This window comes from Planctomycetaceae bacterium (assembly GCA_041398825.1).
Taxonomy (GTDB): Bacteria; Planctomycetota; Planctomycetia; order Planctomycetales; family Planctomycetaceae; genus F1-80-MAGs062.
The window spans coordinates 1-14,887 of the sequence record JAWKTX010000023.1 but is presented as its reverse complement, the minus strand read 5'-3'; the positions used below and the strand labels follow the sequence as shown (position 1 = coordinate 14,887).

General features: G+C 55.6%; 9 protein-coding genes. 2 read left to right on the top strand and 7 right to left on the bottom strand.

Annotation, left to right across the window (positions count from 1 at the left end; all coding sequences use genetic code 11):
- Positions 1-74: 74 nt before the first annotated feature.
- Both R3C20_25250 and R3C20_25245 read right to left on the bottom strand, forming a co-directional pair.
- Complete coding sequence (locus R3C20_25250) at positions 75-1,157, bottom strand: RHS repeat-associated core domain-containing protein (GenBank protein MEZ6043817.1); 1,083 nt, start codon at positions 1,155-1,157, stop codon at positions 75-77.
- Positions 1,157-1,939, bottom strand: a complete 783-nt coding sequence (locus R3C20_25245; protein ID MEZ6043816.1) for a hypothetical protein — start codon at positions 1,937-1,939, stop codon at positions 1,157-1,159. Before R3C20_25245 ends, R3C20_25250 begins: the two co-directional genes overlap by 1 nt.
- Before the next feature lie 119 nt (positions 1,940-2,058).
- Between R3C20_25245 and R3C20_25240 the strand changes: the two genes are divergently transcribed.
- On the top strand, positions 2,059-2,217 hold the full coding sequence (locus tag R3C20_25240; GenBank protein ID MEZ6043815.1) for a hypothetical protein: 159 nt from the start codon (positions 2,059-2,061) through the stop codon (positions 2,215-2,217).
- Positions 2,218-2,431: 214 nt separating this feature from the next.
- On the opposite strand, the gene R3C20_25235 is transcribed toward R3C20_25240, so the two are convergent.
- From R3C20_25235 to R3C20_25215, 5 genes are all read right to left on the bottom strand, one after another.
- Entirely contained in the window at positions 2,432-4,774 is a 2,343-nt protein-coding gene (locus tag R3C20_25235) for a hypothetical protein (GenBank protein ID MEZ6043814.1), read from the bottom strand.
- A gap of 134 nt (positions 4,775-4,908) precedes the next feature.
- Positions 4,909-5,745, bottom strand: coding sequence for a hypothetical protein (locus tag R3C20_25230; protein ID MEZ6043813.1), 837 nt, complete (start codon positions 5,743-5,745; stop codon positions 4,909-4,911).
- 125 nt (positions 5,746-5,870) lie between these two features.
- The gene (locus R3C20_25225) at positions 5,871-9,764 is read right to left on the bottom strand and encodes a hypothetical protein (GenBank protein MEZ6043812.1); all 3,894 of its coding nucleotides are present in this window, start codon (positions 9,762-9,764) and stop codon (positions 5,871-5,873) included.
- A gap of 339 nt (positions 9,765-10,103) precedes the next feature.
- A complete protein-coding gene (locus R3C20_25220) occupies positions 10,104-13,679 on the bottom strand; it encodes a von Willebrand factor type A domain-containing protein (protein MEZ6043811.1) in 3,576 nt (1,191 codons plus the stop codon).
- Positions 13,676-14,227, bottom strand: a complete 552-nt coding sequence (locus R3C20_25215) for an RNA polymerase sigma factor (GenBank protein ID MEZ6043810.1) — start codon at positions 14,225-14,227, stop codon at positions 13,676-13,678. Before R3C20_25215 ends, R3C20_25220 begins: the two co-directional genes overlap by 4 nt.
- 228 nt (positions 14,228-14,455) lie before the next feature.
- Here R3C20_25215 and R3C20_25210 point away from each other — a divergent pair.
- A partial coding sequence (locus R3C20_25210; GenBank protein MEZ6043809.1) for a hypothetical protein occupies positions 14,456-14,887 on the top strand: 432 nt, incomplete at its 3' end.

Below are 14,887 nucleotides of genomic sequence, written 5' to 3'. Positions count from 1 at the left end.
CCATCTCTGCTCCGGCAGGATGCGTGCAAAACAATGAGCACAAAATACAGGCAAGCATAACTCACATCCTGAAATCAGAAATCTTTGGGGAACTCGGTCTTCAGCGCATCCATGTTACAGCCCAATTCCTCCATCTCAGAGTGCCAGCCAGGTTTCAGGACAGGTTTGCGAGCATACTCAAAATTAACTAGATGTCCTGAACCAGGATCAGTTTTGACTTTCCCCATCTGTACAAAGAAATGGAACTTCAACTCTTTGATTGGACAGGTGCATCCTGCGGTCGGCTTAACGCGATAAAGAAAATTTATGGCGGTCCCCTGGTCGTCGCGTGCATCCACACTTGGTTCGTCAGACCATTCTCGATTGAAGCGGCTTGGACACTCGTTTGGTGGCGGATCCGACCAATTTTGTTCCATACCCGGTCGAGACGTCTCGATCCTGAACCATTTGAACGGCTTTTGGCCAAGATGCCCACCGTGATTTGCGCATTCAAACCATGTAGCTGAACAGGTTGAACCAAGTTCGGCCTCGATGCGTTCGTGCAGAATGAAAAGCTTAGTGTATACAGTAAACGGAAAGAATAGCCTGGGATAATCCGCAGGTGGAGGAAAAGCGGTGCCATCCCCTTCGTTCGGTTGAACCCATTTTGGTTCCCCCAATGGCGAAAGGTTTATTTCGTCTGGGCAGCAGCAGCAACTACATGTGCCCGATGGGTCGATTCGAACGATCGGCGAATTGAGGCAGTACTCGAAAAACAGAAGTCCATCACTGAACCTGATCGGGTCCTCACTCATCCACGTGCCAGATTGTGAGCGATACCATCTCGCCCTTACATAGTTGAGGCCAATTAGGATATCATAGGCATAGCCTAGCTTGCCAAGAAACTGGAACGGTGTCGGTGTGATCCCGGTTCGGCTCAGTACATTTCCCCAGGCGTCGAAGATCCATGAATCTGTGACGGTTTCGGTGTCGTCAGTGAGCTGCCTCGTATCACCTCTTGCATCGAAGTGGTAGAAGCAGGTGTTTGTGCCGTCGGTTTGTGAGAGCAGATCGCCGTAGAGATTGGGTTCGTGCGTGTAGTCCGTCCGAGTCGTTCCGTCATCTTCAGAAAGAAGCTGATCGGTGACGGGATCCCATTGGTAGGTTGTCAGTGTCATTAGCCTTCCTCTCGTGATACGCGGCGATTGTCCGCATTGTACGACGTGGTCACTCGTGTGGCATCCGGCAGTGCCACTGCCTTCAACCGGTTCTCGTAATCCCAGACGTTCGTCGTTCGATCACCATTTGGTTGTTGAACGATCTGCTGATTTCCATCTGCGTCGAACGTGTAAGTTGTTCTTCCGGACAAAGCCTCGGAATACTGAATCTGATTTGCTGCGTCGTAGGTTGTTGTCGTTTTTGTGCCGCTTTCGTTCAGCAGCAAACGGTTGCCGACAGGATCGTAGACGAACGTGTTGGCATAGCCGCTGGCTCCGCTGCGGCGTTCTCCAATCAACTGGTTGTTGCTGTCATAGGCCCATGTCACACGAGTGCCATCAGCTTCCGTGACTCCATTTCTGTTGCTCGCGTCATCGTAACGGTACTCAAAGGAACTGATCACAGTGCCGCTGCTCTTCAGGTTTGCGAGATTGATCAGATTTCCTGCGTTGTCGTAGCTGAAGGATGCGCGTGTGCCCGAGGACGATACTTTCGCCGTTCTGCGCCCTGCAGAGTCATAAGTACTTGTTGTAATATTTCCTGCCGGATCGTTCTGTTGCACAAGCTGGCCAGCAGGGTCATACGAAAAGGTTGTTCTCCCGGCCCCTTGAGTCTCCATATGTCTGCGGTCACCAATCGCGTCATAGGAAAACGTCACTGTCAGATTATTGGGGCTTTGCTGAGATCGAATCTGTCCATTCAGATCGTAAGAGCAAGTATACCGCCCTGTACTGTCCGCCATCAAGGTGCGATTGCCGAGGGAATCGTAGGAAAACGTAGATCGTGTGCCGTCCGGGTATTTCCGACTTGGTGAGCCAAAAAAGGGTCGAGCCAAAAAGGGGTCAGGTCTCTTCAATTGTTATGTCTGGTATCCTGCTGGACTTTCGCAATGGCACGTACGAAGCCCATTTGTTCGGCTGGTTAAGTCTTTCAGGTTCTGAGTCGAGCGGCAGCTCGCCAGGGACCTGCCGGCGAACGCCGCTGGCTGGCGATTTCCGAGGATCCACCGTTGCCGCGTAACTGGCATTCATGGGTGCCCCAGTTTGAAACGGACGCAGACTTGAACGCTCTTTGATGTCCGTTGAGGAACCAGGACCGAGTAATCACTCAACATCTGGCAAACGTCCAACGGAAACATGTTAGGCACGCAGGACGACTGGAAACCGCCGTGTTTTGAGGTCTCCTGCATGAGCCAGTCCCGTTCTTCAGAAGGCTGCCAAGCTTAGAATGCTCATCATTGGGCGATTCCAGGCACACGGTCTGCATCGCACGTTGTGCTGTTCGCAATCGCCAGCCCCACGCCAACCAGCAGCAGCAATACAAGGACGATCTGCCATAGTTGCAGTTGCAGCTTTGATGCGAATTCGAGCTTCAGTTCCAGCGGAGCGTTCTCTGCAACCTGCACGCTGCGGGCGAAGGTGTAGATGTTGCCTTCTTCCGGAAGACTGATGAGGATTGCCTGAGGTGCTGGTTCTGTGGTGTGTTGGTGCTGGACCAAACGACTTGCGATGCGCTGTAGAATTGCGTTGTCGGCGGTGGTGTTGCCCTGTAGAAGCTGGCTCAACTGCTGAGGACGGAAGTTGAGCTGGTCCTGCTGAAGGATCGGATTCGCCGCGGCGGCCTGGCGCAGTTGTTCATTGTCAGCCACATTCACGTCGTCTCGATTGTTGTCCAGATACAAACGCTGACGGCGAGTGTTCAGCCCGACAATCGCTTGTTGCGTTTGCAGGTTTTCTAATTGCACTCGCGCATCTTCGTTCGACGCGGCATCCAGAGCGTACTGATTGGCGACGCTGTTCAGAGCCCAGCGGGCTTTCGATTGTTCGCCGGCCTGCAGCAATTGGTTGGCTTGTTCCAGCAATTGAGTTGCTCGTTGAGCCTGCACTTGTCGCTTGCCGCTGGCTTTGGTCAGGTACGAATTGCGGTCATAGTCTTCCTGGTTCGTCTGTCCGATCAGTTCCAGGTTGCCGTCGTTGTCGTTGAGTTCAAAGCCTTTCGGGGCAACCACGTTCCATTGGATGTTCTCCAGAGGCACGTTTAATTCCGGGCTGCTGAGTTGCAGATTGCTGAGCCGATCACCGGGCACTGAATACACAAAGCGAACCTGAGCCGTGCGGTCGTCGATGCCGGGCAGAATGTAAAACTGCCACGCATTCATGGTTCCACCCTGCCGAATGGAATTCACGCTTTCGCCGTTGACGAAAATGCTGAACAGTTCGCCGCCTGCGGGCAAACCAACGCTTAAACTGCTGCGCTGAATGACTTCCATCACCAGATCAACCGCGGTGAGCTGGTCACCCGTGGGCGAAAGCACGGTTGTCAGCGATCCCTTCGCGACTCGCAGTTTCAACGCATCCGCCAGAGAGTGCCGAGTGCTGCGAATTGTTAACGCGTTGGCCGGAGCGACCGCTCGAAACGCCAGCGCTGGAGCATTTCGGTTTTCGGCTTCCCGCAAAGGCTGCGGTACGGAATTCCAGTCGATCCGCTGCCACCCCTGAGTCAGTTCATCGTGTTCCAGTTCCAACCGCCCGCCCGCGCGGATGCCGAAGTAGTAGGACAGCTGACGTGCCTGTGAAAAATCGGCGGGGCGCAGGGCTTCGTCTTCGTTTGTGCGATCTCCACGGCGTTCGTATTCAATGCGGAATTGAAGCTTCCCGACTACTCGACGCTTAAACTGAACTTCCCAGACGTTTGAATCGGGAGCCGTTCGCACAAAGTCGCTGACGGTGTTGCCGCTGGCTCGAACGGTTTTGATTTCGTCTTCGTTGGCAATTGGCAGAGCAACCTGCAACGAACTGATGGACGCATTCTGCACGACGAAGTTGGCGTACAGTGCTGATCGAGTCTGCCCTTCTCGCAACGTCACTTCGTGCAGCACCTGACCGGTCACCCAGGGATCGAGCTTCTCAATGCCCAGCGTCAAACTCCAGTCGCGTTGCAGCAACCGGAACGCCAACGCTCCCTGAGCACCACCGCCCAGACTGCGAGGATCCGTTTCAGAAACGTTTTGACGCGTGACGGTGCGAAGTCGAATGCCGGTGGTTGGTCGTACAACAAGTTCGCCACTGTGTCGATCGGCTTCGTTTAGTTCGAAGCGAGGAATCTGCCATTCGGCCACGTCGGTCGGTGCGGTCCCCGACAAGGTCAGCGCGAAACTTTGCGTGCCGATGGTTTTGCCATTCAAATGCAGAACAATCTGTCGTTTGCCGTCTTCGCTAATTTCCGCCCAGTGATGCAGCGCGGGACCGGTTAATGATTCCACTTCCAGCCCATCAGGCAAAGGAAAGTTAAGTTGAAACAAACCCGCTCGCGAAATTCCAGCGGCGAAGTTGACCGCCAGAACCACTCGTTCATCACCCAGCGACAACACCTGTTTGCTGACGACGCGAACTTCAGACGCCACCGGTGCAACTCGCACAGCAAGTTCGCCGCCTTCTGCACCGTACCGGTAGACGCGATGCAGCACGGATTGTTGCTTTGGCATCAAGCTGGCATCGAAGTCGCTTAGGTTCACGGCGGACATCGTTTCGGCTTCCAGAGTTTCCGGCTGAGCTTCCGAACCGAACGCAATGGCCACCTGGCCAACTTCGCCGTTCGCTCCGACGACCCGCAGCGGAGCCAGTTTCACGTTCGTCGGCAGTGGATCGAGGCCTCGTTGAGTTTCAATGAGGACGGCGAAGGCCTGCGATTGAGCGGGTTCGATCTGCAGTTTCAGCCCGCCACTATCGGCGTCGAACTGCCACGAACCGACCGGACCGCTGACCGAACTGACGGTGAGCCCTGCGGAATAAGCACGTTGAGTTCGCTGACCTGTCCCTGCGACGTGCGGATGTTCAAACGGTGGCGGCCGTCAACGACTCCGGGGCCGGGCAGAAACAAATTCGACGCTTCGACAAAGAACTGAGTTTTCTCGGACGACACATCGCGAACTCTGGGCTTCAACGCAAGGCTGCCTTTGCCGGGGCCAAGCAGCACTTTGGCTTTGGTTGAGCTTTCGTCGGCTTCGAGCTGTTCGATTCGCACCGCCGTCGATCCGACAATATCCCAGCCCGCCTCGTCGTAAGTGAGGTCGATTTGTTGAACGGCTGCTGAACCTGTGAGCACCGGAACGTCGTCCAGGTTGATGGCTTCCAGTTGGTATTCGAACGTGGCCGTGAAAGTTTTGGCGATTGCCTGGTTCGCCAGAGGAATGCTGATGACGTAGCTTAGCCCTTCGTTGGGGATGTCGTGTTTGGTCAGTCGCAAGCCTTCGCCGTTGAAGTTCGTCAGAACGGCGGGCGATTTCAGCAGCGTGAATTGATCGCCTGGTTGACCGGTCACGATGATTGAGCTCGTGGCCTTCAGCCTCGCGTCGGTCCGAGTGATGTTCCATTGCTGCGTGATGGAATCGGCCGCGTTAAAGCCGTTGGGTGGCCCGGCGAACGATGTGGACGACAGGGTGATGGCAAGGAACGCGATCACGGTGGCAATTGTGCGTGATGCGGGGGTCGTATTCGATAGTGGCATGGCTGAAGCCTTGTAAACAGTGTTCGACGCCGAGCTTTTCATTTCTATGCCACTGGCTTTATTCCAGTGGTTATCAGGCCTTTGCCCTACTACTGAACTCGTTCGGTTTTTCGGTAGTGCAGAAACCCGATTCCACCGAGGTCGACTCGGTGGCGGACTGAAGTTCATCACGCCGTCCCCGCTTCTGGGTTTACGTTTTCGTGTTCTGCTTTTCTGTTTGCTTTCCAACGACCAAACGTGCCACTAATCCAGCGGCCAAAATCGCGAAACCCGGCGTAGGCTGGTCGCACGAACAGAAGCAACATCGTGACACCCAGCAGTCCATAGAACCATGTGGCCGAATCGCCCTGCAACAACACGCCTATCGCAATCGCCAGCATGCCGACACAACGCAGCATCATCCTGCTCGATGTCGCAGACTTTCGGAACGACAACGCAAGCAGCGCGATGCCAGCCAGTGTTGCAGCCAGGCCGATCCATGACAGATTGACTTGCCACAGAGGCATGCTGCTGACCTGAAGTTCAACCGTTTCGCCGGCCGCCAGAATTGGCAGACTCAGCTGCAATGGTTCCGGGCCTTTGATTTGCGAATACGCGGTGTTGGCGGCTGTGTAGGACATAAAGATGGCGGCCCCCAAAATCACAAGACCCAGCAGTCGCCATGCGGCCGATCTGTTTCGCATCCAGATCCCAATGCACGCCAGCAAACCGATGATCAACAGCGATACGATTCCTTGCTGAGCCACCCATTCAAAACCTGACGGCCGCAACACGGGGACGGGCGGCTTGACTGTTCCGTTGCCTGGCACCAGCACGTGATGTTCGTCGCCGCTGATGTCCCATTGAGTCTTCAGCACTGGTGCGAAGACGACGGGCAGGGTGAGTTTCGGTTGCGAACCTTTCACTGTGGGTTTGCCCAGACGCAAGCGGACTTCGATGGGAATGTTAGGATCGGTACCACCTGGCAAGGGAATCAAGGTGGCGTCTTCGGCCTGACGAGCTGTCACGGGCTGGCCGTTGACGGACACTGCCCACAAGCGAACTGGGTCGGCGGGAATTTGAATTCGCAATGTTCGCTGGCCTCGCGATTTGACGTAGTACAGAACATCCGTCACCAGTTCGCCGTCCTGAGAAACTCGGCTGTTGGCTTCTGAAAATTCCACCACCTGATCCACGGTTGTCCCCGGTTCGAACCAGCTGACTTTCAAATTCAAATTAAACGGGCGACTGGTGTACTGCCACGTTCCCAGCGGCGGAGCGGTGCTCAGCAGGCGGAATTCGGCCGGCAGTTCCAGAGGATCAAGTTTCAGCATGTCGTCGGTCATCGAAACGGTTTCGATTTCCACCTGCATCGGGCTGACCACCTGAATATAGCCTCGTTCGCCCTGCACGCCTGCCGGAATAACCTGGCCAGCCTGAAACGTGCTGTTCGTTTTGTCGGGCTTTTCTTCAAACGTCACCAGCAATGTGTACGCTCCCATCACGGGCTGATGCAGAGACACAATCAGCGTGTCAGATTCTCTTCGCCATGTTCGCACGTCCTGGCCGTCGACCATCACGTTTCCCATGGTTTCGGGCACGGTGACTCGCCATTCCGAAACCGGAGCTCCCGTGACGAAGTAGTTGATCAGGGCACTGCCGTAAACCGTTTCCTGGCTCAGCGAATACAGATGAAACACGTCTGACTGCACGCTGCGGTCGAGCAATTCGATCTGCATGGTGGCCGACCAGCCTGGTTCACGAATTCGAAATGCCTGCTGCAGTTGAGCCGACGGTTTCGGAAAGTACGACAACGGCTTTTCCACCAGCAAATCCGTCTGTCCCACGCCGACTCGAAAACCAGGCGCCCCGACAACTCCGATGGCACCTCGCACGGTCTTCGCTTCTGGATATTCGATACGTTGCAGAACCCAGTTGCCCGCGGCGGCAACTTCACTCTTCTCCAGATTCAGAGTCACCAGTTGTCGCCCGGCAATGTCTTTACCAAAGATCACTTTCAAAATGCGGCGACCATCGGCAACAGTTGAAGCGACGATGTAGTCGACCACGCTGGCTCCTGTGACGGACACCACTGAATAATCTTCGGGAATGCCGAAACTCCATTCGCGTATCGCGGCTTCTCGGATATCAAGTTCGATGTCCGCTGTGATGACTCGATCCGTTTCGCCCAGCTGATACAAGACCAGCTGCGACACATTGACTTCCGGTTCGATGCGATCGGCGGCGACTGAGAACGCGTGATCGGCGGCCGGAAAGCGATACACGAAAATCTGACGTGCCTCGATGGCGTCGCCGGGGAATTGTTCGGGGGACAGCTGAGTCAGCCCGCTGAGTTCCGTTGGTTCCAACCGGACGGAACCAGCGTTTGTGATCCGCAGAAAACCAGAATGACGGATGGCGCCGATGGGCACTAACCGCAATCCTTCGACTCGCACCGGAAACGCCCCCAGCGCTGTTTGGCTGCGAACTTTGATCTGACTGGTACCGGTGATTGGCTGGCTGAGCGTTGCTTCCAGCAGACGATCGTCGCCCTGATTGGTGACCGTCCAGCCGACGATATTGGGGCCAGCCACGTCAAGAATTTCCCCCGGCCCCTGCAGTAGAATTTTGAACGATGTGAGTTCGCCCTGCAAAACCTGATAGTCGATTTGATGATCTTGACGCAGCAAACCAGCTCCGACCTGAGCTTCAATGGTTCCCGTGGTTGAAAAGAACAGCTTGCCATCGCCCGTTTTGCGAGCCGTCTTCCACGATAGTTTGGCTCGACCTGTTGCCGGCAGAAATCCCACCCAGTTGTTGTCGTTGTGCAAAGGAACGACGGATTCCTGGTCTCGATGGAAGTCAAGGTCCGGGTCCAGCCCGCTCAGTGTCAACGGCACCACGGCACTGGCACCGATGGTGAAGTCCATGCTGCGAACGTTGCCGGTGGACGATGACACTGCCGCAACGAACTCCAGCGACACGGCGAACGTGCCCGCTTCCGGAAACACCAGTTTGTACACGGTTTGGTTTTCGTTGGTCGTCAGACGCAACCTGTAATTGTCGTTGGTTGGCACTTCTGTGACGGCCGCGTTGCCCGAAAGAATGGTGATCTCGGCATTGGCTTCCGTTACGTTGGCCGTGCCCGAAAACTGAAACAGAATTGAATTTCCATTGGCGTGTACGTCGCCCCTTAGAGTCGTGTTCGTCAGTTCGACGGCGGCGGGAGAAGCTCCCGCTTTGTTCAGCAGCAGCTTGATTTGTCCACCGGTCGGCGACTGAAACCGACTAATGCCATCCGACGAATCCAGCGGAGCAAACCCGGTAACATCTGTCACTGCAGCTTCGATTTCCGCTGCATACTGCACGTTGACAACGCTGTCAAAACCCAGGGCATCGCCCGGCGTGAGATGTGTGAGTTCGATAGCTACGGGTTGTTTTAAGTCGTACTTCGCTGAACGAAGATTGACCTTCACGATCAGGCGTTTGTCCGCGTCGCGAACCGTCAGGTCCAAAAACCGATTGTTTCCCTGCTGCCGCACTGACCACGCCTTGAGATTGTCTCCAGCCACATCAAGCACTGCATCCGTGCCGTTGATTCCCAACGAAACAGTTGTCGCTTTGCCCTGCACGATCTTCAGAGTCACATCGATGGATTGTTCGATGTGGTCCATTCCGACATTGGCCGTCGCTTTGGCGATCGCCGAATAGAACAACGCCGGATCTGGAATGGCCGGCGGGCCCTGAATGATGATTGTACGTGCTCCGTCGTCTGAGGTTGACGTCCCGATGGTCGCGCCGGTTGGGGGGGGCGTCTGCAGTGATTCCGCAGGCTTGGGGGCGGGAGTGGTTTCGTCGCCCGTTTCCGGTTCGTCAGTTGCCGTTTTTTCCGCAGGCTGAGCGGGCGTTTCATCGTTTGCACCCACGTCTGCGGTCACCGCCTGAACAGCATCGGCAGGCGTTTCCGCAGGTTCGTCCTGTGCGTAGCCTGGAATGGTAATGAGAGTGATAAGCATCAACGCGGCCAGGCTCGCAAAACGGCGAAGGAAATTGCCCGGCGTGGAGAGTGAAGTTGTGCTCATAGAATTCTATTTCTTCAATGACTGCGGTTCAGGCCAACGACACAACCGGCGTGTTCCGGCGTACATCTTTGTTATTCAAGGATCTCAGATGTTGCTCTTCATTTCGGGCTTAGCTGTCCGTTGAAAACCGGAACAGGCACTCAGGACGGCTGGAAACCGTCGTGTTGTAAGGTTTCCTGCTTGAGCCAGTCCCGTTTTTCAACAGGCTGTGAGCCCCGTGAACACAAGAGGTTTGGTTCAGCAGGCCGAATCAAGCGGAACGCAGTTCCGGCATTTGCAGATCTGTTATTCAATACACTGCCGGAACATCCTCACTGCGTTCCCTGGCCCGGCCTCCCTCTACTTCCTACTTAACTGTCTCGCTTGTTCAATCATCTGCTGCAGTTGCAGCACTCGTGTATCGTTGCGGAACGGTTCCGGCAGTCCGGACAGCAGCCCGGACAGCACCTGAAGGTCGACCGATTCGCCCAACGGTTCACCTCGCAGCTTCGCCGCCAGCATCGCGGCACTTGTGGCGACGCGAAGTGAGCCTGCGGCCTGATCAGGGCGAGCTGCATCGGCTTCGTACGGAATGGGCCAGCGGTTTTCGACCATTTCTCCCGTCGACAAATCCTGAAACCTCACCGACACCGAACCGACATCGCCTTCACCATCGGGCAACGCTTCGAATTGATACATGGCGACTCCCGCTTCGGCCGCGGCCATTTCCGCGGCGTCGACTTTGTCGTTGCGGAAGTCTTCCTTTTTCAGGATGTGTTTTTCAAAGCCCAGCAGTTTGTAACGGCCGACTCGTTTCGGATTGAATTCCACCTGCACCTTGACGTTCTTCGCAGAAGGTCGCAGAGAACCGGCGATCTGTTTGGCAAAGCCGTCGTCGGCAGCTTCCAGCGAATCCAGCAGGTAGTAACGACCGTCGCCCTGGCGAGCTAACGCTTCCAGAACTTCGTCGTTCAGCCCGTCGGCACTGATTCCGGCCGCGTCAAAGGCGATGCCCGAGTTTCTCATGGCAGTCACCATCTGCGACAGGCTTGCCGGGTTGGCATTGCCCAGGTTGACGGCCCCATCGGTCAGCAGAATGATGCGGTTCTGAGCACTGGACGTCTGTTGCTCCCGAGCCTTTTCGAAGGCCAGCTGCAAAGCCGCTTCGATGTTGGTGCCGCCTTCGCTGGGCAGTTCGTCGATGAGCCCCACCAGCTTGCCCGCATCGGCACCAGCCACTTTGTCGGCCAGCAGTCGAGGCTGGCGAGCGAAACTAATCAGCGTGACCTGATCGACGGGCGTCAACTGCTGAGCCAGCATCGCGAACGCTCGACGAACCGTTTGCTGTCGATCGATGCGTTCCATCGAACCGGAATTATCCAGCACGAACGTCAATCGCAGCGGAGTCTGACTGGCTCGCCCAGCCGCTGCGGTTCTCATGGAAACTCGTAGCAGGTTTCGCTGTTGCACGAACGGATGAATCGACTGTTCAATGGCACATGCCACCTTTTCACCGTTGGCTGGCATGGGATCGCCATAATCGAAAGCATTGACGAATTCTTCAATCCGAACCTTCGCCGCCTCCGGCCATTCGCCCTTGCCAAGAGCCGCCATTGCCAGCTTGAACGATACGTCGCTGACATGCAGAGAGAAGGTGGAGAAGGCGTCTTCTGCTGCTGTCTTTTCGCTGAGGCTGGCAACAGAAGTTGCTTTAGACAGAGCTGAAGTCGGTACTTTTGTACTGCCATCCCGACGCGCCGCTAATTCTGACCATGACGTTGCGCCAAGCAACGCATAGTCATGAATCGATGACGCTATGGTTTGGTCAATGGCGTTCAGTGTGGAGAGTCCTTTTGCTCTTTCGCCGATCCGCTCGTTCTGTTGAATCTGCTGCTCCAGCTTTGCCTTCTCCTCCGCAATTAGTGCTTCGGGTAGAACAGGCTTCAGCTCTTCAGCCTCTGCGACACCAAAATCAGCGGGAGATCGCCACGTGAAAAAGAGATGCGGTTGAGCTTCAGGTTGCTGTTGAAGGTCGGGAATCGCCGTAGTGCCCGAGAAGGACGGAATGACAACCTGTGGCTCTGCACCTATGGACTCTGTCGGCCCGCCCGCTCGGCCTAAGTATTCCACCACATCCTTCTTCTCAGCGTCGACTTCAGAAGCATCAACGGCGAAAGGATGGGGCGACGGCTCATTTTCCATAGCCGCTTCTCCGCGACTGAACGTGTCACCGAGTCTACTCAGCAGTTCAGCTGGCGAACCGTGTTGCAGTTCGATCGCACGCACGGTGCTTCCTTCTTCCTGGCTGGAGTTCGCTTCAGTTTGTGGAATAACCTGGAAGTTGTATTGCCCAACGCCCGGCTGTTCACCATTCGAGTTGAAGTGAGAAGTGGCCGGCGATCCGGAGGTGTTACTCTGTTTTCCTGAATCAAACCGGAAACGATCCATGGCAGGATCCACTGTTTGCGATTCCCTGTTTCGAGTCACGGTCGCCTTGTCGTTAAAGCCTTCAATGATCGGCGATTGATTCAAAGCAACAGCTGGATCCCCTTGCGATTCACTTTGCCGTCCCCACTTCGATTCACTTTCGTAAAGCAGTGCAAGCCCGTCGCCGGCTTGAAGTCCGGATGCCGATTCAGTCTCGGGCGTCACCGCTCCCCCGAGCGATTGGGCGATCGGACCTGCAATGCGTGCGAACTCGTTGTCCGCATTGGCAGCTCCGGACGGCTGGTCACCTCCGTCAGTGATCGCCAGTCCGGACACAGGCCCAATCTCCGGCGTCGTTAGTTCGCTCAGCATGCTTTCTGTGCCGGATGCGGCATCATGCCCAGGCACGTCTTTGTGTTCGGCGCCAGCCGCTCGCAGCGGATCGGTGATGTACTCGTCATGCTCCCTACCAGGCAAACGATTGATGATTTCCTGATTCGAGGTTCCGTTCCGGAACAACCACGTCGTATTGTTTTGTGCCATGAGTTCCGCGGAATTCAGGTCCATCGCTGGGCCAGCATCGTTGTGTGCAACGGCTTGTTCCTGATCCAATTTTTCCACCAGAGACCTTACCTCTTCAACGTCAGCTTCGTTTCCCTTCAGGATTAGAATCCCCAGATCCTGCATCTTCTGAACGCTCACTTCACCTCGAAGATTCAGCGAGCTTTCCTCTGCCATGGCAGCAAGCTCATCGGCGTCATCGATAGATTCATCACTCAGTTTGAATTTCGGACCATCGTCAAAATACTGAATGTCATCGTCCAGATATGTGGGGCCCGGAAGTGTGGCCCCTGCACCGAGCGTCTTCTGAATCACTGACAGTGCTTCCGTCGATGCCTTGCCGAATCCTAAACCGCGAGCGTCGGCAGGCGAGATTTCTCGACTATCACTCGCGTACCAGTCATCCATGTTGGTGATGGAACCGTCTTGAAACGTAAAATTCGTACCGCCCCGCAATTCAGATCCCGAAGCATGGGGTTGATTTGATGCAATCAATGTTGCGTCCGGACTTTGATTGAACAACGACGGCCACGCCATCACTCCAATGAATCCAGCCAGACAGGCACCACCCAACGTTGCGGCCAGCTTCCATCGCCAGCGCCGTCGAGCTGACATGCCTTGAGTTACAGCCGGATTCTCTCCCTGAATTGCGGCCTGAATCGTTGCTTCTCCGCGAATCGCAGCCAGCACCGCGTTGCGTTTACCTGCCGAAAGCTTCCATTCGCCCGACGGAGCATCGAACTCACCTGTCCCAACTTCGCTCAGCAGTCCGTGAACACGTTCCATACGCTGCCTGAACGCTGCCAGTTCTGGTCGCTGAGCAATCAGGCGATTGAGTTCTTCGGATTCGAAATCGGATGCTTCACCCAGCACCAAAGCGATGATGCGAGCTTCCAGTTCTGGTTCGATGTTGTCTTCCATGTTTGAGTTGTGTGATTGTTGGTTCATGACTTTTCGTCGAATCCGAGCTTCCGCAGTTTGTCTGCCAGCTCCTTTAAAATATGGTGCAGTCGATAGCCGACGTTGCCGATGCTCAGGCCCGTTTGAGTACTGATGTCGCGATACTTCAGGTCTTTGAAATACTTCAGCTGAACCAGCTGCCGATCAGATTCATCCAGGTCTTCCAGACTTTGCCTGACAGCCGCCACGGCTTCCATGTGTTCCAGCGATGCGGAAGGCGAGTCATCTTCAGAAGCACCGGCCTGCGCATCGCAATCGACGTCGATCAGGACTTCTCGTTTACTGTCGCGGACGTGGTTGTAGGCTCGATTCCGCACGGCTCGATACAGCCACGCTTTCGGCGATTCCACGTCAGCCCAGTGCGAATGAAGCTGTAGAAACACTTCCTGCACAATGTCTTCAGCGACGGCTCGCCGCCCCACCAGCGAAAACGCATAACGCAGCAGAGGCGTTTCTTCGGAATCGAACAAACACCGCAACGTGAGTTCGCTCACGCCCGTGGCACGGCAGTCGTTGACGTGCGGAGTCGGTTCCAAGATAAGTCCCGTTTGTGGTGTTTGGCAGGTTGGAGTCAAGACCATTCATCCTCTCATAGAAGATGACCCACCGCCCTGTGGTTTCTTAGACAATATTTCTGTTTTCTTCTTAAGATGGCTGTCAGGCTGGATTTGTCTTTGAATCCTCAGCATCCGCCGTCCAGAACGGAACTGTCAGCAGAAGCCACGCAGAGATTTTTTCAAAGTGAGTTCGAAGTCGTATCTTCAATGGCTGGACTGAGGCGGTCGATTATTTCGGGGCCGGGAAGGCACGCGGCTCAGGGGGAGACGACCGACTTTCTGGAAGGGCGCAGCAGCAGCCCGGACCTGCGGGAACATCACCTGAAGAAGCGGCGTGATTCGGCGGCCGTTGAATTGTTGCTAATCCGGCGACGACATGTTCGGATGACACAACGAATGGCGCCCGCAGCTACGCGAGCAGGCGCCATTGACGGGCCATTGTCGAGCACCGCGGTGGAGACTCGAAGTCCCCCGGCCAATCAAACGCTCGGGAGAGTTGGCGAAGTTTCCGGAATACGAGTTCTTCCGAAGGCTTCCGAGCCAGGGGCCGGCTTGAAGCGGTCACATGTCGATCTTTGCAGCGCGTTCCTGAATCTGTTCCAGGCTGAAGAAGGCGCCGGTACCGGCGCCCGGGCAGGT

Coding starts and splice junctions, on each gene's coding strand:
- R3C20_25250 (MEZ6043817.1), bottom strand. CDS start 1,157: ATGACACTGACAACCTACCAATGGGATCCCGTCACCGATCAGCTTCTT.
- R3C20_25245 (MEZ6043816.1), bottom strand. CDS start 1,939: ATGGCGGACAGTACAGGGCGGTATACTTGCTCTTACGATCTGAATGGA.
- R3C20_25240 (MEZ6043815.1), top strand. CDS start 2,059: ATGTCTGGTATCCTGCTGGACTTTCGCAATGGCACGTACGAAGCCCAT.
- R3C20_25230 (MEZ6043813.1), bottom strand. CDS start 5,745: ATGAAAAGCTCGGCGTCGAACACTGTTTACAAGGCTTCAGCCATGCCA.
- R3C20_25225 (MEZ6043812.1), bottom strand. CDS start 9,764: ATGAGCACAACTTCACTCTCCACGCCGGGCAATTTCCTTCGCCGTTTT.
- R3C20_25220 (MEZ6043811.1), bottom strand. CDS start 13,679: ATGAACCAACAATCACACAACTCAAACATGGAAGACAACATCGAACCA.